18 protein-coding genes are annotated in these 18342 nt (G+C 71.6%); 15 read left to right on the top strand and 3 right to left on the bottom strand.

The genetic code is table 11. The features are described 5' to 3' along the window. Positions 1 to 6: 6 nt before the first annotated feature. From ACIPSJ_RS46740 to ACIPSJ_RS46730, 3 genes are read left to right on the top strand one after another with little or no spacing between them, the layout of a single operon-like run. Positions 7 to 792: an alpha/beta fold hydrolase gene (locus ACIPSJ_RS46740; RefSeq protein WP_401355620.1), complete on the top strand. Its 786-nt coding sequence runs from the start codon at positions 7 to 9 to the stop codon at positions 790 to 792. Continuing rightward, positions 789 to 1253 carry a heme-binding protein gene (locus ACIPSJ_RS46735; protein WP_355723478.1) on the top strand — a complete coding sequence of 155 codons (465 nt, stop codon included), beginning with the start codon at positions 789 to 791 and terminating at the stop codon, positions 1251 to 1253. The genes ACIPSJ_RS46740 and ACIPSJ_RS46735 overlap by 4 nt, the downstream gene beginning before the upstream one ends. Positions 1254 to 1257: 4 nt before the next feature. After that, positions 1258 to 2262: a methionine synthase II (cobalamin-independent)-like protein gene (locus tag ACIPSJ_RS46730; protein ID WP_401355617.1), complete on the top strand. Its 1005-nt coding sequence runs from the start codon at positions 1258 to 1260 to the stop codon at positions 2260 to 2262. 119 nt (positions 2263 to 2381) lie between these two features. Here the strand turns inward: ACIPSJ_RS46730 and ACIPSJ_RS46725 are convergent, their stop codons facing one another. Next, positions 2382 to 2669 (bottom strand): putative quinol monooxygenase, encoded by a 288-nt coding sequence (locus tag ACIPSJ_RS46725; RefSeq protein WP_401355615.1) that lies wholly within the window; start codon positions 2667 to 2669, stop codon positions 2382 to 2384. Between the two features lie 181 nt (positions 2670 to 2850). On the opposite strand from ACIPSJ_RS46725, the gene ACIPSJ_RS46720 reads away from it, so the two are divergent. From ACIPSJ_RS46720 to ACIPSJ_RS46700, 5 genes are all read left to right on the top strand, one after another. After that, positions 2851 to 4311 (top strand): aldehyde dehydrogenase family protein, encoded by a 1461-nt coding sequence (locus ACIPSJ_RS46720; protein WP_401355613.1) that lies wholly within the window; start codon positions 2851 to 2853, stop codon positions 4309 to 4311. Continuing rightward, positions 4304 to 5524 (top strand): L-2-hydroxyglutarate oxidase, encoded by a 1221-nt coding sequence (lhgO, locus tag ACIPSJ_RS46715; RefSeq protein WP_401355611.1) that lies wholly within the window; start codon positions 4304 to 4306, stop codon positions 5522 to 5524. The genes ACIPSJ_RS46720 and lhgO overlap by 8 nt, the downstream gene beginning before the upstream one ends. Positions 5525 to 5655: 131 nt before the next feature. Then, complete coding sequence (locus tag ACIPSJ_RS46710) at positions 5656 to 6516, top strand: amidohydrolase family protein (RefSeq protein ID WP_355723464.1); 861 nt, start codon at positions 5656 to 5658, stop codon at positions 6514 to 6516. 13 nt (positions 6517 to 6529) lie between these two features. Next, entirely contained in the window at positions 6530 to 8239 is a 1710-nt protein-coding gene (locus ACIPSJ_RS46705) for a thiamine pyrophosphate-dependent enzyme (RefSeq protein WP_401355609.1), read from the top strand. An 18-nt stretch (positions 8240 to 8257) separates the two neighbouring features. Further along, on the top strand, positions 8258 to 9301 hold the full coding sequence (locus ACIPSJ_RS46700; RefSeq protein ID WP_401355607.1) for an Ldh family oxidoreductase: 1044 nt from the start codon (positions 8258 to 8260) through the stop codon (positions 9299 to 9301). A 93-nt stretch (positions 9302 to 9394) separates the two neighbouring features. Here ACIPSJ_RS46700 and ACIPSJ_RS46695 read toward each other — a convergent pair whose 3' ends face one another. Next, positions 9395 to 10333, bottom strand: coding sequence for an alpha/beta hydrolase fold domain-containing protein (locus ACIPSJ_RS46695; protein ID WP_401355605.1), 939 nt, complete (start codon positions 10331 to 10333; stop codon positions 9395 to 9397). Positions 10334 to 10432: 99 nt separating this feature from the next. Here ACIPSJ_RS46695 and ACIPSJ_RS46690 point away from each other — a divergent pair, with 99 nt between their 5' ends. From ACIPSJ_RS46690 to ACIPSJ_RS46660, 7 genes are all read left to right on the top strand, one after another. Further along, entirely contained in the window at positions 10433 to 10966 is a 534-nt protein-coding gene (locus tag ACIPSJ_RS46690; protein WP_401355602.1) for a MarR family winged helix-turn-helix transcriptional regulator, read from the top strand. Positions 10967 to 10975: 9 nt separating this feature from the next. Continuing rightward, positions 10976 to 11398 (top strand): VOC family protein, encoded by a 423-nt coding sequence (locus ACIPSJ_RS46685; RefSeq protein ID WP_401355600.1) that lies wholly within the window; start codon positions 10976 to 10978, stop codon positions 11396 to 11398. A gap of 151 nt (positions 11399 to 11549) precedes the next feature. Then, a complete protein-coding gene (locus ACIPSJ_RS46680; protein ID WP_401355597.1) occupies positions 11550 to 13034 on the top strand; it encodes a family 43 glycosylhydrolase in 1485 nt (494 codons plus the stop codon). Between the two features lie 37 nt (positions 13035 to 13071). Beyond that, the gene (locus ACIPSJ_RS46675; protein ID WP_401355594.1) at positions 13072 to 14514 is read left to right on the top strand and encodes a family 43 glycosylhydrolase; all 1443 of its coding nucleotides are present in this window, start codon (positions 13072 to 13074) and stop codon (positions 14512 to 14514) included. A 66-nt stretch (positions 14515 to 14580) separates the two neighbouring features. Beyond that, positions 14581 to 14958: a DoxX family protein gene (locus ACIPSJ_RS46670; protein ID WP_359223435.1), complete on the top strand. Its 378-nt coding sequence runs from the start codon at positions 14581 to 14583 to the stop codon at positions 14956 to 14958. Then, positions 14959 to 15426, top strand: coding sequence for a peroxiredoxin (locus ACIPSJ_RS46665; protein WP_359223433.1), 468 nt, complete (start codon positions 14959 to 14961; stop codon positions 15424 to 15426). It abuts the gene before it with no gap. 54 nt (positions 15427 to 15480) lie between these two features. Beyond that, complete coding sequence (locus tag ACIPSJ_RS46660; protein WP_401355590.1) at positions 15481 to 17844, top strand: SpoIIE family protein phosphatase; 2364 nt, start codon at positions 15481 to 15483, stop codon at positions 17842 to 17844. Positions 17845 to 17859: 15 nt separating this feature from the next. Here the strand turns inward: ACIPSJ_RS46660 and ACIPSJ_RS46655 are convergent, their stop codons facing one another. Continuing rightward, positions 17860 to 18297 carry a cupin domain-containing protein gene (locus tag ACIPSJ_RS46655; RefSeq protein ID WP_359223428.1) on the bottom strand — a complete coding sequence of 146 codons (438 nt, stop codon included), beginning with the start codon at positions 18295 to 18297 and terminating at the stop codon, positions 17860 to 17862. Positions 18298 to 18342: the final 45 nt, after the last annotated feature.

The raw sequence follows: 18342 nt of genomic DNA, 5'->3' as shown, positions 1-18342 counted from the left end.
CACCCCATGCCCCTCGCCGACTCCGACGGCACCGCCATCTACTACGAGCGCCACGGCAGCGGCCCGGCGATCCTCTTCGTGCACGGCAGCGGCGGACACCACGCCGCCTGGTGGCAGCAGGTGGCCGCGCTGCGCGACGAGTTCACCGTCCTCACCGTGGACCTGCGCGGCTTCGGCAAGTCCGACTCCTCCATGGACGAGTTCGACGGCCAGGACTTCCCCGGCGACGTCGTCGCCGTCCTCGACCAGGAGGACATCACCGACGCCATGCTCGTCGGCCAGTCCATCGGCTCCGTCGCCGCCCTGCGCGCCGGCCTGCTCCGCCCCGAACGCGTCTCCTCGGTCGTCCTCGGCCACTCCCTCGGCGGCATCAGCCACCCCGAGCTGAAGGAACTCGCCGCCGCCGACCGGGCGGAGGCCGTGAAGCTGCCCGTGATCGACCGGCTGCTCACCAAGACGTTCCAGCGGGAGCGGGCCGACCTCACCTTCCTCTTCCAGCAGATGGGCACCTTCAACGTGGCCAGGATGCAGGACCTGCGCAACCTCGACACCGACGGCCCCTCCCTGGAGGAGATCGGTGCCTCCGGCGTCAAGGTCGCCTTCCTCGCGGGCGAGAAGGACGCGGTGCTCAGCGTGAAGACGGTGACCCGCGCCCACGAACTGCTGCCCGGCTCCCACCTGGAGATCGTCCCGGACGCCCCGCACTCCATGTACTGGGAGGCGCCCGACAAGTACAACGCGGCCGTCGCCCGGCTCCGCCGCACCCTCACCGCACCGAAGGAAGCAGCATGACCAGCCTCACCCTGGCCGCCGCCGAGGAGATCATCGGCGCCGCCCACGAGCGCGCCCAGGAGATCGGGAAGGCGGTGAGCGTCGCCGTCGTGGACGCCGGCGGCTTCCCGATCGCCATCCGCCGCCCCGACGGCGCCCGCCCGCTCACCCCCGACATCGCCCGCGCCAAGGCCTACACCGCGGCCGTCATGCAGCGCCCCGGCCCCATGCTGAAGAAGTGGCAGGAGAGCCAGCCCGTCTTCTTCGCCCAGCTCTCCCAGCTCCCCGGCGCCGCCCTGCCGATCATGGCGGCCGAGGGCAGCGTCACCATCAAGAAGGACGGCGAGATCATCGGCGGGCTCGGCATCGCCGGCGGCACGGCGGACGAGGACCAGCGGATCGCCGAGGACGTCCTCAAGGACCTCGGCTACGAACTGGAGTTCGCCGCGTGGGGCGTCACCGGTTCCGGTGGAAAGGACTGACACCATGGCGGACACGTTCAACTACCGCATCGACCACCACGGCAGCCTGGTCCGACCGCCCGGCCTGTCCACCGCCGACCCGGAGGCCGTCGACGCGGCGGTCCGGGAGGCCGTCGCCTATCAGCGCAAGCTGCGCTCCACCGTCGTCACCGACGGCGACTTCCCCCGCGAGGACTTCCGCGGCGCCGTCCTCGACACCGTCTCCGGCTTCCGCCGGACCGACGAGACGGACCCCGACGGCCTGGTCCGCTGGGTGGCCGAGTCGCTGCCCAAGGCCAACGGCCCGCTGCTCGCCGACCGGGCCGCCCGCCTCGCCGACCTGACGGTGATCGCTCCGAAGGCCGCCCTGCCCTCCCCGGCCTACCTCGCGGCCACCACCTTCCAGCCGGGCCTCGGCGTCTCCTCGGCCCGCGAACTGGGCGAGGCCCTCGCGGAGATCGTCCGGGCGGAGATCGAGCTGCTCGTCTCCAAGGGCGTCCGCCTGATCCAGCTCAACAACCCGCTGCTGCTGGACCAGTTGAGCACCGACCCGGCCGACCCCGGCGCCCTGCCCTTCGCGGACGCCCTCACCGTCGACGCCCTGGCGGTACGCCTCGACGAGCGTCCCGAGGGCGTCCGGATCGCCGTGGCCCCCGGCTGGAGCGCCCCGACCGAGCTGGACCGCACCCGCGCCGAGCATCTCTACGACGCCATCGCCGCCGACCGCTGGATCCTGCCCTTCGACCAGGGCACGCCGGCGGAACTGGACCTGCTCAGGGCACTGCCGGACGAACGGGACTTCTGCCTGGGCGTCGTCGACGCGACCACGGCGGACCTGGAGGACGTCGACACCGTGATGTCCCGCATCGACGCGGCCGGCGAGTTCAAGGACCTGGAGGACGGCGCGGTGTCCCCGTCACGGGGATTCGCCGACGTGGCGAGCCGGCCGCTCCTGGGAGCCGAGGACCAGCGCAAGAAGCTGGTCCTCGTCGAGACCATCGCCCGGTACGTCTGGGGCAACGAGTTCTGAGCGCTCTCGTCCGCGGGTCCGTCGTGGCCGGTCGCGCAGTTCCCCGCGCCCCCTTCTTTTGGGGGCGCGGGGAACTGCGCGAGAACCACACTCCACCCGCGCCCCTGAGACGGCCGACGCTAAAGCACCTCCGCGAACGTCACCGTGCGCTCCACGAGCAACGGCCACACCACCCCCACCACAACCTCCTTGAAGTGCTCGGCCGCCTTGTGCGCCTCGAACCCCTCCTTGTCGACGTACCGCTCATAGAGCAGGAACCCACCCGGCTCCCCCTCCACCTCGTGCACCTCGTACATCAGGTTCGCGGGCTCGGCACGGGAAGCGGCCTGCGCCTTCCGCAACGCGGCACGCACCGCGTCCGCGTCGGCCGGTGCGCAGCGGTACTGGGCGACGACTGCGTATGCCATGCGTTCTCTCCTCAGGACGTGTCGGACCCGCCGATTCCAGCATGGATCACCCGGCCGCCGAGGCGCGCACGGCGCAATCAATGCCTGCCCCCACGGGGCTGGTGGACCCCCTCCCACATGGTGTGTTGTCGCATCCGGCCCCACACGGGCGGCACCGCGGACGACGAAGGAAGTGATCTCCATGCGCACCCTGGAAACCCTCTTGGGCGGGGAGTGGGTGACGACCGGTGAATGGATCGACGTCCATGACCCCGCCGACGTCCGCACCCCCTTCGCCCGCGTCCCCGCGCTCTCCGCGAAGGACGTCACCCGGGCCTACGACCACGCCGAGCGCGGTTTCGCCGTCTGGAAGCGCACCAGCCCCTTCGAGCGGGCCCGGGTCTTCACCGAGGCGGCCCGGCTGATCCGGGAACGGGTCGAGGAGATCGCCGCCGACGTCACCGCCGAGAACGGCAAGACCGTCGCGGAGGCGACCGGCGAGACCCTCAAGGCCGCCGACTTCCTGGAGTACTACGCGGGTCTGGCCCGTCAGGGCTACGGCACCCTCCTGCACGACGTACGCCCGAACCACCGTACGCACACCCAGCGTGAGCCGATCGGCGTGATCCTGGTGATCAGCCCCTGGAACGACCCGCTGATCACCCCCGCCCGCAAGCTCGCCCCGCTGCTCGCCACCGGCAACGCGGCCGTGTTCAAGCCGGCCGGCGAGACACCGTTGTCGGGGCTGCACTTCGCCCGCGCCCTGCACGACGCGGGCCTGCCGCCCGGGGTGCTGAACGTGGTCACGGGCCGGACCGCCGAGATCGAGGAGGCGCTCCTCGACGACCCCCGGATCACCGGCATCACCTTCACCGGCTCCAACGCCGTAGGCAACCGCATCCGCCGCCGCCTCGCCGACCGCAACGTCCGCTTCCAGGGCGAACTCGGCGGCAAGAACGCGTCCGCGGTGCTGCGCGACGCCGACCTGCCGGCCGCCGCCAGGGCCGTCGTCGCCGCCTCCTTCGGGCAGGCCGGACAGCGCTGCACGGCCACCAGCCGGGTGATCGTCGAGCGGCCGGTGTACGACGAGTTCGTCGCGCTGCTGGTCGCGGAGGTGCGGGCGCTGGCGGTCGGCCCGGGCGACGACCCGGCGACGACCCTGTGCCCGCTGTCCAGCCCGAAGCAGCGCGACAGCGTCCTCGCCGACCTGGCCAGGGCGGTCGAGCAGGGCGCGACCGTGCTCACGGGCGGCGGCACGGACCCCGAGCGGCCGCACGGGTGCTACGTGCGACCCACCGTCCTCGCCGATATCACGCCCGACATGGCCGTCTGGCGGGAGGAGGTCTTCGGGCCCGTCCTCGCCGTCCGCGCGGTCGACGGTTTCGACGCGGCCGTCGAGGCGGTCAACGACTCCGCCTTCGGCCTCGCCGCCGCCGTGTTCACCCGCGACCTCGGCTCCGCGTACCGCTTCGCCGACGAGGCCGAGTGCGGGCAGGTCGCGGTCAACACGACGACCACCGGCTGGGACGTCCACCTCCCGTTCGGCGGCTTCCACGACTCCGGTACGGCCTACAAGGAGCAGGGCGAGGAGGTCCTGAGGTTCTCCACGCGCGTCAAGACGGTGGCGGTCCACATCGGTGCCCCGGAGCGGGCCGATGGCTGACGAGACGATCGGCGTGGTCGGCGCCGGGATCGTGGGCCTGGCCACGGCCCGCGAGATCGCCCTGCGCCGCCCCGGCGCCCGGGTCGTGGTGTTCGAGAAGGAGCAGGAGGTCTCCCGGCACCAGACCGGCCACAACTCCGGCGTGGTCCACGCGGGCATCTACTACACCCCGGGCAGCCTCAAGGCCGACCTGTGCGTGCGGGGCGTGTCGCTGCTGCGCGAGTACTGCCAGGACCGGCGGCTGCCGTACGACGAGATCGGCAAGCTGGTCGTGGCGGTGCGCGAGGACGAACTCGGCCGGATGGAGAACCTGTACACCCGGGCGAAGAACAACCACGTGCCGGAGCTGCGGAAGGTCTCCCGCGAGGAGATCAGGGAGATCGAACCGCACGCCGGAGGGGCCGCCGCCCTGCACTCCCCGCGCACCGCGATCACCGACTACCCGGCGGTCGCCCGCGCCTTCGCCCAGGACGTCGTCGACGGGGGCGGTGAGGTGCGGCTGGACTTCCCGGTCACGTCCATCACCACCGTGCCCGGCGGCATCGAGGCCGCCTCCGGCCAGGACCGGGTGCGGGTGGACCGGCTGATCCTCTGCGCCGGCCTCCAGTCCGACACCGTGGCCGAACTCGCCCAGGACAAGCAGGAGCCCCGGATCATCCCGTTCCGCGGCGAGTACATGCTGCTGAAGCCCGACAAGAGGCATCTCGTGCGCGGGCTCGTCTACCCGGTGCCCGACCCCCGCTACCCCTTCCTCGGCGTGCACTTCACCCCGCGTGTCGACGGCTCGGTGGAGGTCGGCCCCAACGCCGTCCTCGCCCTCGCCAAGGAGGGGTACCGGCGCAGCCGCGTCTCCCCCCGGGACCTGCTGGCCCTCGCCGCCTACCCGGGCGCCTGGCGGATGGCCGCCCAGCACTGGCGCACCGGCATCAGGGAGTACCGCGGCTCCTTCTCCACCGCCGCCTTCATGAAGGACGCCGGGCTGTACGTCCCCGAGGTCGGCGTCCGTGACGTCGTGCGCGGCGGAGCGGGCGTACGGGCGCAGGCGCTGGACCGCGACGGCACGCTCGTCGACGACTTCCGCATCCATCAGGTCGGCCGGATCACGGCCGTACGCAACGCGCCCTCGCCGGCCGCCACGGCCTCCATGGCGATCGCCGAACACATCGCCGCGGCCGTCTTCGACGGCTCCCGGGGTACCCGCTCCGGGGCCTGAAAGTCCGCTGTGAACAGGGCGCTTCCGCGCAACAACAGCTTGCGCTCCGGGATCTCCGCAAGAGCGCACCGGACGCCTAGCGTTCCTTCCGCACCACCCCAAGATCCCCACCGAGAAAGAGAGTTCGCGCCATGTTCGTCGTCGACACGCAGATCCACATCTGGAAGGAAGAGACCCCGGACCGCCCCTGGGTGCCCGGCGCCCGTGAGCGGATCCGCCTCAACGGCCACCGCGAGGACCCCTTCTCCTACGAGGAGGCCCTGGAGCTGATGGACGAGGCCGGCGTGAACCGGGCGCTGATCCTGCCGCCGTCCTGGGAGGGCGACCGCATCGACTACGCCCTGGAGGCCTGCGAGGCCCACCCGGACCGGTTCGGGATCATGGCCCGCATCCCGCAGAACAAGCCCGAAGAGGGCACGGCCATGCTCAAGGACTTCGCGCAGAACCCGCATGTGAAGGGCACCCGGCTCACCTTCCACCGGCCGCAGGACCGCAACTGGATGATCGACGGCACCAACGACTGGTACTGGCCGCTCGCCGAGGAACTCCGCATTCCGACCATGGTCCACGCGCCGATCTGGAAGCGTGAGCTGGGTGAGATCGCCGCCAAGCACCCCGAGCTGAAGATCATCATCGACCACATGGGCATCATGGCCCGCTGTGTCGACGACGCGATCGGCTACTGGGTCCAGGAGACCGCGGACCTGGCCGTCCACCCGAACATCTACGTCAAGGTGTCGGCGCTGCCGGGCTACTCCACGCAGCCCTTCCCGAACAACAACATCCAGAAGTACGTGCGCGAGATGGTCGACAAGATGGGCCCGCAGCGCTGCTTCTACGGCACCGACATCACCCGGCTGCTCGGCCACGGCATCACCTACACCGACACGATCGAGCAGTTCACCAAGCACTGGGACTTCACGCCCGAGGAGCTTGAATGGATCCTGGGTCGCGGTATCTCCGAGGTCCTGAACTGGCCGATCGAGGGCTGAGGAAACCCCTGTCATGACCAACACCCCAGGAACCGACGGCGGCGACGCCCTCGTCTCCGCCCTCAACGCCGTCGGCGCCGACTACGTCTTCTGCTCCTCGGGGTCCGAGTGGGCCCCGGTGTGGGAGGCACTGGCCCGCCGTCACCGTGACGGCGCACCCGCGCCGGGATATCTCGACCTGACGCACGAGACGGTCGCCGTCGGCATGGCCACCGGCTACGGGCTCGTCAAGCGCCGTCCGCAAGGCGTGCTGCTGCACGCGGCCCCCGGCCTCCTGCAGGGCTCGATGGCCGTGCACGGCGCGCTGCTGGCCGGCGTGCCCATGGTCGTCGCCTCCTCGGAGTCGACCACTTACGGCGACGCTCCCGGCCACGACCCGGGCGGCCAGTGGTACCGCAACCTGTCGATCGTGGGCGGCCCGCACGGCATCGCCCAGCCGTTCACCAAGTGGTCGACCGAGGCCGCCAGCGTGCACACGCTGCCGACCATGGTCACCCGGGCGGCGGAACTGGCCTGGCGGGCGCCCGCCGGGCCGGCGTACCTGAACATCCCCCTGGAGATCCTCCTGGAGGAGTGGGACGGCCGCGAGGCCAAGCCGGTCGTGGCGCCGGGCTCCACCCACAGCTCGCCCGAAGAGGTCGACCCCGTCGCCCAGTCGATCCGCGAGGCGGTCAACCCCGTGATCGTCACCGAGACGGCGGGACGGGAGGCGGGCGGCTTCGAGGCTCTGGTGGCCTTCGCCGAGGCCTGGAACATCCCGGTCGTCGAGCCGGACTCGGCGGTGTGCGGCAACTTCCCGCGCACCCACCCGCTGCACGCCGGCAGCGACATCGGGCCGTGGATGGACGAGGCGGATCTCATCCTGCTGGTCAACTGCCGCGCGCCCTTCTACCCGCCCTCCCGCCGGCCCTCGAAGGCGAAGATCGTCGTCATCGACGAGGTGCCGCAGCGCCCGCACGTCGTCTACCAGGTGCTGTTCGCCGACACCTACCTGGAGGGCAACACCGCGAACACGCTGCGCCAGCTGACCAAGCGGGCGCGGGACCTCGACGAGACGGCCGTCGCCGAGCGCCGGGCGGCCCAGCACACCCGGTACTCGCAGGAGACCGGCGCACTCGCCCGGGCCGAGGTCAAGGCCTGCGAGGAGCCCGGCAGGACGGGCGTGGACCCGGTGCTGGTCGCCGCCACGCTGCGCAAGTTCCTCGACGGCCAGAACGGGATCGTCGTCGACGAGACCATCACCCACAGCCGCGTCGTCAAACGCCATCTGCGCACCGCCGACCCCGACTCCTACTTCTACGTCCAGGGCGGACTCGGCCAGGGCATCGCGGTCGCCCTCGGCGTCAAACTCGCCGCGCGGGAACGCCCGGTGGTCCTCACCATCGGCGACGGCGCCTTCACCTACAACCCGGTGATCCCGTCGTACGACGCCTCGAAGGCGTACGAACTGCCGCTGCTGGTCGTGGTGTTCAACAACCGTGTCTACAAGTCGATGAACCTCAACCACCGCCGCTTCTACCCCGACGGCGCCGCCGCCGAGACCGGCGAGTGGCTGGGCACCGACCTGCACCGGCTGCCCCGGCTCGCGGACTTCGCCGAGCCCTTCGGCATGCACACCGAGACCGTCGACACCGCGAACGACCTCGCGCCCGCCCTCCAACGTGCCCTCAAAGCCGTCTCCGAGGGCACCACCGCCGTCGTCGACGTCCTCGTCACCCGCTAGCCCAGGAGACCCGTCACCATGTCCGACACCCCCACCAAGACCCTGGTGCCCGCCGACGACCTGCGCGCCTTCTCCGCCGCCCTCCTGGAGAAGGGCGGCCTGAGCGCCGAGCACGCCCGGACCACCGCCGACGTGTTCGTCTGGGCCGCGCAGCGCGGCGTCGACTCGCACGGCACCGCGCGGGTCCCCGCCTACCTGGACCTGCTCGCCAAGGGCGTCGCCAACGCCGACCCGCACCTGACCGTCGAATCCACGGCCCCGGCCGTCGCCGTCCTCGACGCCGACCGTGCCCCCGGCCCGGTCGCCCTCACCGCCGCCGCCGACGAGGCGGTACGACGGGCCCGCGGCACCGGCATCGCCTCGGTGGGCGTCCGCCGTACGGTCCACACCGGCGCCATCGGCTACTACGTGTCCCGGATCGCCGAACAGGGCCTGGTCGGACTCGGGTTCGTGGCCGGCATGCCCAACATGGGCTACACCGGCGTCCAGGGCGCCGCCGTCGCCACCAGCCCGCTCGCCATCGCCGTACCGGCCCGTGAACACGCCCCGCTGCTGCTGGACATGGCCACCGCCACCATCGCCCTCGGCAAGATCCGCCAGGCCAAGGCGAGCGGCACGCCCCTGCCCGAGGGCGCCGCCGCGACCGCCGACGGCACCCCGACGACCGACCCCGAACAGGCCGTCATGCCCCTGCCCCTGGGCGGCGCGAAGGGCTCCGGCATGTCCCTGGCCTTCGAACTCCTCACCAGCGTCCTGGTCGGCGCCCCGATCTTCGCCTCCTTCCACACCGGCGACCGCGCCCACCGCCAGAACGCCCTCCTCATCGCCCTCGACCCGGCGGCCTTCGGCGACCCGACCACCTTCCTCACCGCGGTCGACGACACCCTCACCACGCTCAAGTCCCTCCCGCCCGCCGAGGGCGCGGCCGGCGTCTTCTACCCGGGCGAGCGCAGCGCGGCGAAGGCCGCGGAACGGGGCGAGAAGGGGATCCCCGTGGCGCCGAAGGTCTGGCGCGAACTCACCGAGTACGCAGACAAGTTGGGCGTCTCCCTCCCCATCTGAACCCCGGTACACCCGCGCCCCGTAGGGGCGCGGGGAACTGCGCGACCAGCTACCGACGACGGTCAGTCGCGCACCATCAGTACCCCCGAGCTCTCAGGCGCCCTTCTCCCGAACCGCCCGCAGATGATGCGCAACAAGCGCATACACCTCCCGCGCCTTCACGTCGTCCTTCCCGTCATACCCGTGATCCACCCCACCCACCTCGTGATGCTCCACCAGCGCCCCCACCGCCCCCAGCCGCGAGGCATACCGCTCACCCTCCGCCCGCAACAGGTCGTACTCCGCGGTGATCACCACCGCCGGGGCGATCCCGGTCAGATCGGCCGTGTCCGACGGGTGCGCCGGAGAGACCAGCGGGTCGGCCCGCCGCTTCGGGTCCGGCACATACGCCGTGTCGAACACCTCCGCCATCCACGGCCGCAGCATCGGCTTGGCGATGGCGGCCCGCTTGTCCGCCGCGCTCGTCACCAGGTCCAGCGGCGGATAGTGCAGCACCTGCAGCGCGATCGAGGGCCCGCCCTCCTCCCACGCCTGCCGGGCCACCGCCGCGGCCAGCCCGCCCCCCGCGCTCTGCCCGCCCACGGTCAGCCGGGATCCGTCCCAGCCCTGCTCGGCCGCGTGCTCGGCGACCCAGCGGACCACCTCGTAGGCCTGCCGGGGCGGAGCCGGGAAGGGGTGCTGCGGGGCGACGACGTAGTCCACGTTCACCACCGCCACCCCGGCCTTGGCCGCCAGGAACCGGCAGAGCGGGTCGTCGAGCTCCGTGAGCGACATGACGTAACCTCCGCCATGGAAGTTGACGTGCACCGGGGGAGCGATGACCTCGGCCGCCGGGAGGTACACCGTGGCGCGGGCCGGGGCGACGGACGTCGGGACGGTCAGCTCGCGGACCCGGCGCGGGTACTCGGGGAACCGGGCGTGCGAGGCGGCGTCGGAGCCCGGGCCGCTCGGGCGCCTACTCGCGAGGAGGGTGAGCCGCTGCAGGGTCTTCGCGCCGAGGGCGGCGATCGAAGGACGGGCCAGGAGGGACATACGGCTCCGATCGGTGAACGCTGCGCGCCACGCAGTACTGTGCGTAAACGCACGCAGTAACTTACTTGAGTTACGCAACGATATGGTAAACTGGCTGGTATGTCCACAGAACCGCTACCAGCCGTCCCCGCCGCCACCCCGGAGGTGGTCGAGATCGAGCGCGCCCTGACCCGTATCACCTATCTGAGCACCAGGGCCCGGCAGCACGAGCGGCTGATGGCCCTCGCCGGCGTCCCGCTGGACCGCGCCGCGGTCGCCCTGCTGCGCCAGGTCGCCGACTCCGAGCCGCTGCGCCCGGGGGAGCTGGCGCAGCGCCTCGGTGTCGAGGCGTCCCATGTGACGCGGACGGTACAGCAACTCCAGAAGTCGGGCTATGTCACCCGTGTCCCCGACCCGGACGACCGCCGGGCCCAGCGGATCGAGCTCACCGACGCCGGCCGGGACGCCGTCGACCGTGTCCGGGACGCCGGGGCGCGCGGAATGCAGCTCGCGCTGGGCGCCTGGAAGCCGGAGGAGCTGCGGCAGCTTGCCGTGCTCTTCCATCGCATGGTCGACGACTTCCTGGCGTACGCGGTGGAGGACGAGCCCGGCCAGGAGTCCGGAGAGACGGTGCGTCCGGCCGGGACCATGTAGGTTTCCGGCATGCGCGGACGGTCCGAGGGTCAGCCCGGTGTTCCCCGAATGTCCCGGCACGACTGGTGGGGCGTCGTGCTCGAAGCCCCCGATCCGCAGGCATTGGCGCGCTTCTACGCCGAACTGCTGGGCTGGGAGATCGTGAAGGAGGAGCCCGACGGGGCGGCCGTCGCCCCGCCGGAAGGCGTCGCCTACCTCGCCTTCCAGCTCTCCGAGGGATATGTCCCGCCCGTCTGGCCCGCACGGGCGGGGGCCCAACGGATGACCATGCACCTCGACTTCGAGGTGACGGACCTGCGGGCCGCCGTCGCGCACGCCGTCGAACTCGGCGCGCGCGAGGCCGGCCATCAGCCGCAGGCCGATGTGCGCGTGCTGCTCGACCCGGCGGGCCATCCCTTCTGCCTGTACGTCGACGGGAGCGACGCCGGCTAGGGCGGTCAACGCACCACCCCCGCACGCCTCTTGAAACCCAACTCGACACGTCCAACCCATTGACGTGTCATTGCCACCCCCTTACCTTCTGGTCGAAGTTCCGTACGTCGTTCGGTATTCCGAACGAATTGACCGCCGGAAGGGACTCACCGTGCTCCGCACCCGCCCCTGGCTCGTGCTCGTCGCGGCGCTGCTCGCCGTACTCGGGTCCGTCGTGACCACACAGCCCGCGGCGGCGGCCGACGGCCGCCCGTTCACCAACCCGGTCAAGGCGCAGAAGGGCGCCGACCCCTGGCTGGAGTACTACGACGGCAACTACTACCTGATCAACACGACGTTCACGAACGAACTGCTGATGCGCAGGTCGCCCACGCTCGCGGGCCTGGCGACCGCGCCCGGCGTCCAGGTGTGGTCCGACACCACCGCCGGACGCAACGCCAACATGTGGGCCCCGGAGTTCCACTACTTCGACGGTCACTGGTACCTGTACTACGTGGCCGGCCAGTCCGGCGCCGCCTGCTGCGACACCCAGCGGACCTATGTACTGGAGAGCGCGGGCACCGACCCCATGGGCCCGTACACCTACAAGAACCAGCTCACCGGCTCCAACCTCACCCCGGGCGGCTGGCTCATCGACCCGAGCGTCCTGGAGTACGGCGGCAGGCTCTACCTCGTCGGCAGCGGCTTCGTCGGCGGCAGCGCGCAGAGCCTGGTCATCGCGCCGATGAGCAACCCGTACACGGTGAGCGGTGCCGCCTTCACCGTGATCTCGCAGCCCACCCTCGGCTGGGAGACCTCCGGCGCCGCCGTCAACGAGGGCCCCGAACCGCTGTACCACGACGGCAGGACGTTCCTCACCTTCTCCGCGAGCTACTGCCAGACCGCCGACTACAAGCTCGGCCTGCTGGAACTCACCGGCACCGACCCGCTGAATGCCGCCTCCTGGACCAAGTCGGCATCGCCCGTCTTCCAGCGCAGTGACGCCAACGGCGTGTACGGCCCCGGCCACAACGGCTTCTTCAGCTCGCCGGACGGCACCGAGAACTGGATCGTCTACCACGCCAACAGCTCGGCGAGCGGCGGCTGCGGCAACGCCCGGACGACCCGCGCGCAGAAGTTCACCTGGAACGCCGACGGAACCCCGAACCTCGGCACGCCCGTCGCCACCGGGACGTCCCTCGCCGGACCGTCCGGGGAGACCGCGACGACCCCGACCGCGTACACCCTGGTCAACCGCAACAGCGGCAAGTGCCTCGACGTGGCGGGCGGCAACACCGCCGACGGCACCAATGTGTTCCAGTGGACCTGCAACGGCGGCGCCAACCAGAAGTGGCGCGTCGAGGACCAGGGCAACGACACCAGCCGGCTCGTCAACGTGGCCACCGGCAAGGTCCTGGACACCGCCGACTGCTCCACCGCCGACGGCGCCGACCTGCGCCAGTGGTCCTGGCTCGACAACAACTGCCAGAAGTTCCGGCTGATCTACACCGGCGGCGACCACGTCCGGATCGCGAACGCCAACAGCGGCAAGGTCGCCGACGTCGCCGACTGCGGGACCGCCGACGGCACCGACGTACGCCAGTGGACCTGGCTGAACAACACCTGCCAGCAGTGGCGCCTCACGCCCACCACCTGACCCGCACCCGCCGCCACCGAGAGGAACCACCCGCACCGTGAGACGTATCGTCGGCCGGACGCTGACCGCCGTCCTCGCCGCCCTCGCCCTCGTCCTGACCGTCACCCCCGCGCACGCGGCCGTCCCCACCTCTCCCGCCGTGACCTTCACCAACCCGATCGCCGAACAGCGGGCCGACCCGCACATCTACAAGCACCTCGACGGCTACTACTACTTCACCGCCACCGTCCCCGAGTACGACCGCATCGTGCTGCGCCGGGCCACCACCCTCCAGGGCCTTTCCACCGCCCCGGAGACCACCATCTGGACCAAGCACGCCAGCGGTGTCATGGGCGCCCACATCTGGGCACCGGAGATCCACTACATCGACGGCAAGTGGTACGTGTACTTCGCCGCCGGCTCGACGAGTGACGTGTGGGCGATCCGGATGTACGTCCTGGAGACCGACGCCGCCAACCCGCTCACCGGGACCTGGACCGAGAAGGGCCAGATCACCACCACCTGGGAGAGCTTCTCGCTGGACGCGACCACCTTCGTCGTGAACGGCGTGCGCTATCTGGCCTGGGCACAGCACAACCCCGCCGAGGACAACAACACCAGCCTGTTCATCGCCAGGCTGGCCAACCCCTGGACCATCAGCGGCACCCCGGTGGAGATCTCGCAGCCCACGCTCTCCTGGGAGACGATCGGCTACAAGGTCAACGAGGGCCCGGCCGTCATCCAGCATGGCGGCAAGGTCTTCCTGACCTACTCCGCCAGCGCCACCGACGCCAACTACTGCCTCGGCATGCTCACCGCGTCCGCGTCGAGCGATCTGCTGGACACCGCCTCCTGGACCAAGAGCCAGACACCCGTCTTCAAGACCAACGCCTCGACCTCGCAGTACGGGCCCGGGCACAACTCGTTCACCGTCTCCGAGGACGGAAAGTCCGACATCCTCGTCTACCACGACCGCGGCTACAAGGACATCACCGGCGACCCGCTGAACGACCCCAACCGCCGCACCCGTCTGCAGAAGGTCTACTGGAAAGCCGACGGCACCCCCGACTTCGGCACCCCGGTCGCCGACGGCGTCTCCCCGGTCCGCCTGTCCTCGTACAACTACCCGGACCGCTACATCCGCCACTACGACTTCCGCGCGAGGATCGAGGCGAACGTCACCGACCTCGCCGACTCCCAGTTCCGGATCGTCACCGGACTCGCCGGCTCCGGCACGGTCTCCCTGGAGTCGGCGAACTACCCCGGCTACTACCTGCGCCACAAGAACTTCGAAGTGTGGGTGGAGAAGGACGACGGCAGCACCGCCTTCGACAGCGACGCCTCCTTCCACCAGCGCTCCGGCCTCGCCGACCCGGCCGGGGTCTCCCTGGAGTCGTACAACTACCCGGGCCGGTACATACGGCACTACAACAACCTGCTCTACGTCCAGGCGCCCGGCACCACGCTGGACAAGGAGGACGCCACCTACTACCTGGAGTAGGGCCCGGCGCGGACCGGGGCGGTACCGCCGGGTAATATCCGGCGGCAGGTCGTCTGAGGAGGCTTCGTGTCCCGGTCCGAACGTTCACCCCTGCTCCTGGCGGGGCTGCTGGCCACCGCCGGGGTCGCCCACTTCGTGGCGCCGAAGTCCTTCGACGCCACGATCCCCAGGGTGCTCCCCGGGGCGCCCCGGGCGTGGACGTACGGGAGCGGGGCCGTGGAACTGGCGCTGGCGGCGGGCATCGCCCTGCCGCGCACCCGCAAGGCGGCGGCCAAGGCGGCCGCCGCCTTCTTCGTCGGCGTCTTCCCGGCCAATGTGCAGATGGCCGTCGACTGGCAGCAGCGGCCCGAGCCGCTCAGGACCGCGGCCCTCGCCCGCCTGCCGCTCCAGATCCCCCTGGTGCTGTGGGCGCGCGGTGTCGCACGCAACGAGGAGGGCCGATAGATGGCGGGAACCGTCGAGGTCGGAAGCAAGGTCGAGGACTTCGCGCTGGCGGACGAGACCGGTACGACCCGGACGCTCACGGAGCTGCTGGCCGACGGGCCGGTGGTGCTGTTCTTCTACCCGGCCGCCCTGTCGGCGGGCTGCACCGCCGAGGCCTGCCACTTCCGGGACCTGGCGAGCGAGTTCGCCGCCGCCGGCGCGCAACCGGTCGGAATCAGCGGGGACAGCGTGGAGCGCCAGCAGGAGTTCTCCGGGAAGCACACCCTCGGCATGCCGCTGCTCTCCGACCCCGACGGCGCCGTCCGGGAGCTGTTCGGCGTCAAGCGAGGCTTCTCGCTCGCCCCCACCAAGCGGGCCACCTTCGTGATCGCCCAGGACCGCACCGTCCTGGAGGTCGTCCGCAGCGAGCTGCGCATGAACACCCACGCCGACCGGGCGCTGGCCGCCCTCCGCGGCCACCAGGGCTGAGACGGTCCGCGTCCGCGCTTGATGCCCCGGGCCATAGGTCTCATCCTGGGGCGTATGGAGCGTGTCGCGGCCGCGGCGGTCATCGATGCCCTGGGCAGGGTGACGGGGTGGAGCGAGGGCGCGCGGGTGCTCACCGGGCGCCCGGCCCAGGAGGTCGTGGGCCGGCCCGCCGCCGACCTGCTCGCCGAGGAGGTCCCGGCGCGGACGCTGGCCGCCCGTTCCGGGACCGTCACCCTGCGCCACGCCGACGGGCGGCCGCTGGAGATCGCCCTGACCGCCTGCCCGGTCCTCGGCCCCGACGGCGGCACCACCGGATACGTGCTCACCGCCGACCCGCCCTGGCAGGCCGACCCCACCCTGGCCGGACAGGCGTTCCAGCAGGCCTCCATGTCCATGTCGGTCTTCGACGTCGGCCAGCGCTACCTCCGCTCCAACGCGGCCGCCTGCCATGTCATGGGCATCCCCGAGGAAGCCCTGCTCGGCCGCTTCTTCCCGGACACCGTCGAGGAGGCCCCGCACAGCGAGGGCTTCCTGCGCCATCTGCGCCAGGTCGTCGAGACCGGCCGGGCCCTGCGCTACGAGAGCTTCACCGGCGCCCCGGCCCTCAACCGGGACCATGCCTGGAGCATCGAGATGTGGCCGCTGCGCGACCCCGGCGGGGAGCTGACCGCGGTCGCCCTCGCCGCCTTCGACAGCACCGAGCAGTACCTGGCCCGGCTGCGGCTCGCCCTCCTCAACGAGGCCGCCACCTCCATCGGGACCACCCTGGACGTGGTGCGCACCGCCGAGGAACTCGTCGAACTCCTCGTCCCCCGGTACGCCGACTTCGCCAGCGTCGACCTCCTCGACTGGGTCCTCGGCTCCGAGGAACTGCCCATCGTGCCGGAGGGCGACATCGTGCTGCGCCGGGTCGCCCACGGCTCCGCCACCGAGGGCACCCCCGAGGCCGCCGTACGGCTGGGCGAGACCGAGGTGCACCTGGCGGCCTCACCGCCGGCGCGGGCGCTGCGGGAGCGGCGGGCGGTGGTCAGCCAGGCCGGCGAGCCCGAGTTCCGCCGCTGGGTCGACGAACGCAACGCCCGCTCGCCCGAGGGCCGCGCCCACCGCGAGGGCGTCCACTCCATGATCGCCGTGCCCCTGCAGGCACGCGGCACGCTGCTCGGCGTCGTCGTGGGCGTGCGGATGCACCACCCCGACGACTACGTCACCGACGACACCCTCTTCGCCGAGGAACTCGCCAGCCGCGCCGCCGTCTGCATCGACAACGCCCGCCGCTTCGCCCGCGAGCGCTCCACCGCCCTCGCCCTCCAGCACAGCCTGCTGCCCAGCGGCCTGCCGCGCGGCCAGGCCGCCGTCGAGGTGGCCCACCGCTATCTGCCCTGCGGATCGGTGGCCGGCATCGGCGGCGACTGGTTCGACGTGATCCCGCTCTCCGGCAGCCGGGTCGCCCTGGTCGTCGGCGACGTCGTCGGCCACGGCATCCGCTCCTCCGCCACCATGGGCCGGCTGCGCACCGCCGTCCGCACCCTCGCGGACGTGGACCTGCCGCCCGACGAGCTCCTCACCCACCTCGACGACCTGGTCACCCACCTGGCCGCCGACGGCCCCGGCGAGGAGGTCGCCGAGTCGGGCGCCACCTGTCTGTACGCGGTCTACGACCCCGTCTCACGCCGTCTCGCGCTCGCCGCCGCCGGCCATCCGGCACCCGCCCTGGTGCTGCCGGGCTGTGCCGCCGAGCTGATCCCGATGACCGCGGGCCCGCCGCTCGGCGTCGGCGGCCTCCCCTTCGAGGCGACCGAGCTCGAACTGCCCGAGGGCGCCGTCGTCGCCCTCTACACGGACGGACTGGTCGAGGACCGCGACCGGGACGTGGACCGCGCCACCGAGGAGATGTGCCGGGCCCTGTGCGCGCCGGCCGACTCCCTGGAGTCCCTCAGCGACAACGTGCTCAAGGCCGTCATGCCCGAGCAGCCCTCCGACGACGTCGCGCTGCTGCTGGCCCGCACTCGCACCCTCGGCGCCGACCGGGTCGCCACCTGGGAGGTGCCGCCCGACCCCGCCCAGGTGGCCCACTTCCGGCAGGAGGCCACCGACCGGCTCACCGCCTGGGGCCTGGACGAGGCCGCCTTCGTCACCGAACTCGTCGTGAGCGAACTCGTCACCAACGCCATCCGCTACGGCGTACCGCCCATCCGGCTCCGGCTGATCCGCGACCGCGCCCTCATCTGCGAGGTCTCCGACGGCAGTTCGACCTCGCCGCATCTGCGCCGGGCGCACGCCTACGACGAGGGCGGCCGCGGGCTGCTCCTCGTCGCCCAGCTCACCCAGCGCTGGGGCAGCCGGCAGACGGGCAGCGGCAAGACCATCTGGGCCGAACAGCCGCTGCCCGAGGGCCCGTTGCCGGTCATGGAGCAGTGAAGGGGACCACCCGGACTACTCGAAGTCGCAGCCCGGGTTCGGCACCGACTCGGCGTACGGGGAGCCGTGCGGCAGGACATACAGGACGTCCAGGACCAGGTCGGTGTCGCCCAGGTTGGCGCCCAGATGCACATCGCCGGAGCCGCCCGGCTCGTACACCGTGCCGCCCCGCCTGTACACGCCGTCCTCCCGGCAGTCGGAGTGGAAGTGGCTGAGCGTGCCCTTCTGGACGTACCCGTAGACCGGGCCGTCGTGGTAGTGCCAGCCGGTGGTCTGGCCGGGCGGGACGGTGATCTCCCGCAGGACGTAGTCGGTGTCCCCGACGGTGGTCTGGCTGATCACCCTGCCGGTCACCCCGGGTCCGGCGGGGGTGGCCTGGGCGGTGCCGCAGGTCAGCAGCGTGCCGGCGGCCACCACCCCGGCCACGGCGGTACGGAGCGCGGTGGTGCGCATACGAGAGGCCTCCTGAGCCGAAGATCGAGTGCCGTCGTGAACATA

Source organism: Streptomyces sp. NPDC090088 (assembly GCF_044747345.1).
In the GTDB taxonomy this organism is placed as follows: domain Bacteria; phylum Actinomycetota; class Actinomycetes; order Streptomycetales; family Streptomycetaceae; genus Streptomyces.
Note: the sequence above shows the minus strand (reverse complement) of the source record. Positions and strands in the feature narration are given on the sequence as shown.

Excerpts from the sequence above, each read along its gene's own strand:
- ACIPSJ_RS46740 (WP_401355620.1), top strand. The coding sequence starts at position 7 with ATGCCCCTCGCCGACTCCGACGGCACCGCCATCTACTACGAGCGCCAC.
- ACIPSJ_RS46690 (WP_401355602.1), top strand. The coding sequence starts at position 10,433 with ATGTCCACAGAACCGCTACCAGCCGTCCCCGCCGCCACCCCGGAGGTG.
- ACIPSJ_RS46655 (WP_359223428.1), bottom strand. The coding sequence starts at position 18,297 with ATGCGCACCACCGCGCTCCGTACCGCCGTGGCCGGGGTGGTGGCCGCC.
- ACIPSJ_RS46685 (WP_401355600.1), top strand. The coding sequence starts at position 10,976 with ATGCGCGGACGGTCCGAGGGTCAGCCCGGTGTTCCCCGAATGTCCCGG.
- ACIPSJ_RS46735 (WP_355723478.1), top strand. The coding sequence starts at position 789 with ATGACCAGCCTCACCCTGGCCGCCGCCGAGGAGATCATCGGCGCCGCC.
- ACIPSJ_RS46695 (WP_401355605.1), bottom strand. The coding sequence starts at position 10,333 with ATGTCCCTCCTGGCCCGTCCTTCGATCGCCGCCCTCGGCGCGAAGACC.
- ACIPSJ_RS46705 (WP_401355609.1), top strand. The coding sequence starts at position 6,530 with ATGACCAACACCCCAGGAACCGACGGCGGCGACGCCCTCGTCTCCGCC.
- ACIPSJ_RS46720 (WP_401355613.1), top strand. The coding sequence starts at position 2,851 with ATGCGCACCCTGGAAACCCTCTTGGGCGGGGAGTGGGTGACGACCGGT.
- ACIPSJ_RS46665 (WP_359223433.1), top strand. The coding sequence starts at position 14,959 with ATGGCGGGAACCGTCGAGGTCGGAAGCAAGGTCGAGGACTTCGCGCTG.
- ACIPSJ_RS46730 (WP_401355617.1), top strand. The coding sequence starts at position 1,258 with ATGGCGGACACGTTCAACTACCGCATCGACCACCACGGCAGCCTGGTC.
- ACIPSJ_RS46725 (WP_401355615.1), bottom strand. The coding sequence starts at position 2,669 with ATGGCATACGCAGTCGTCGCCCAGTACCGCTGCGCACCGGCCGACGCG.
- ACIPSJ_RS46710 (WP_355723464.1), top strand. The coding sequence starts at position 5,656 with ATGTTCGTCGTCGACACGCAGATCCACATCTGGAAGGAAGAGACCCCG.
- lhgO (WP_401355611.1), top strand. The coding sequence starts at position 4,304 with ATGGCTGACGAGACGATCGGCGTGGTCGGCGCCGGGATCGTGGGCCTG.
- ACIPSJ_RS46700 (WP_401355607.1), top strand. The coding sequence starts at position 8,258 with ATGTCCGACACCCCCACCAAGACCCTGGTGCCCGCCGACGACCTGCGC.
- ACIPSJ_RS46660 (WP_401355590.1), top strand. The coding sequence starts at position 15,481 with ATGGAGCGTGTCGCGGCCGCGGCGGTCATCGATGCCCTGGGCAGGGTG.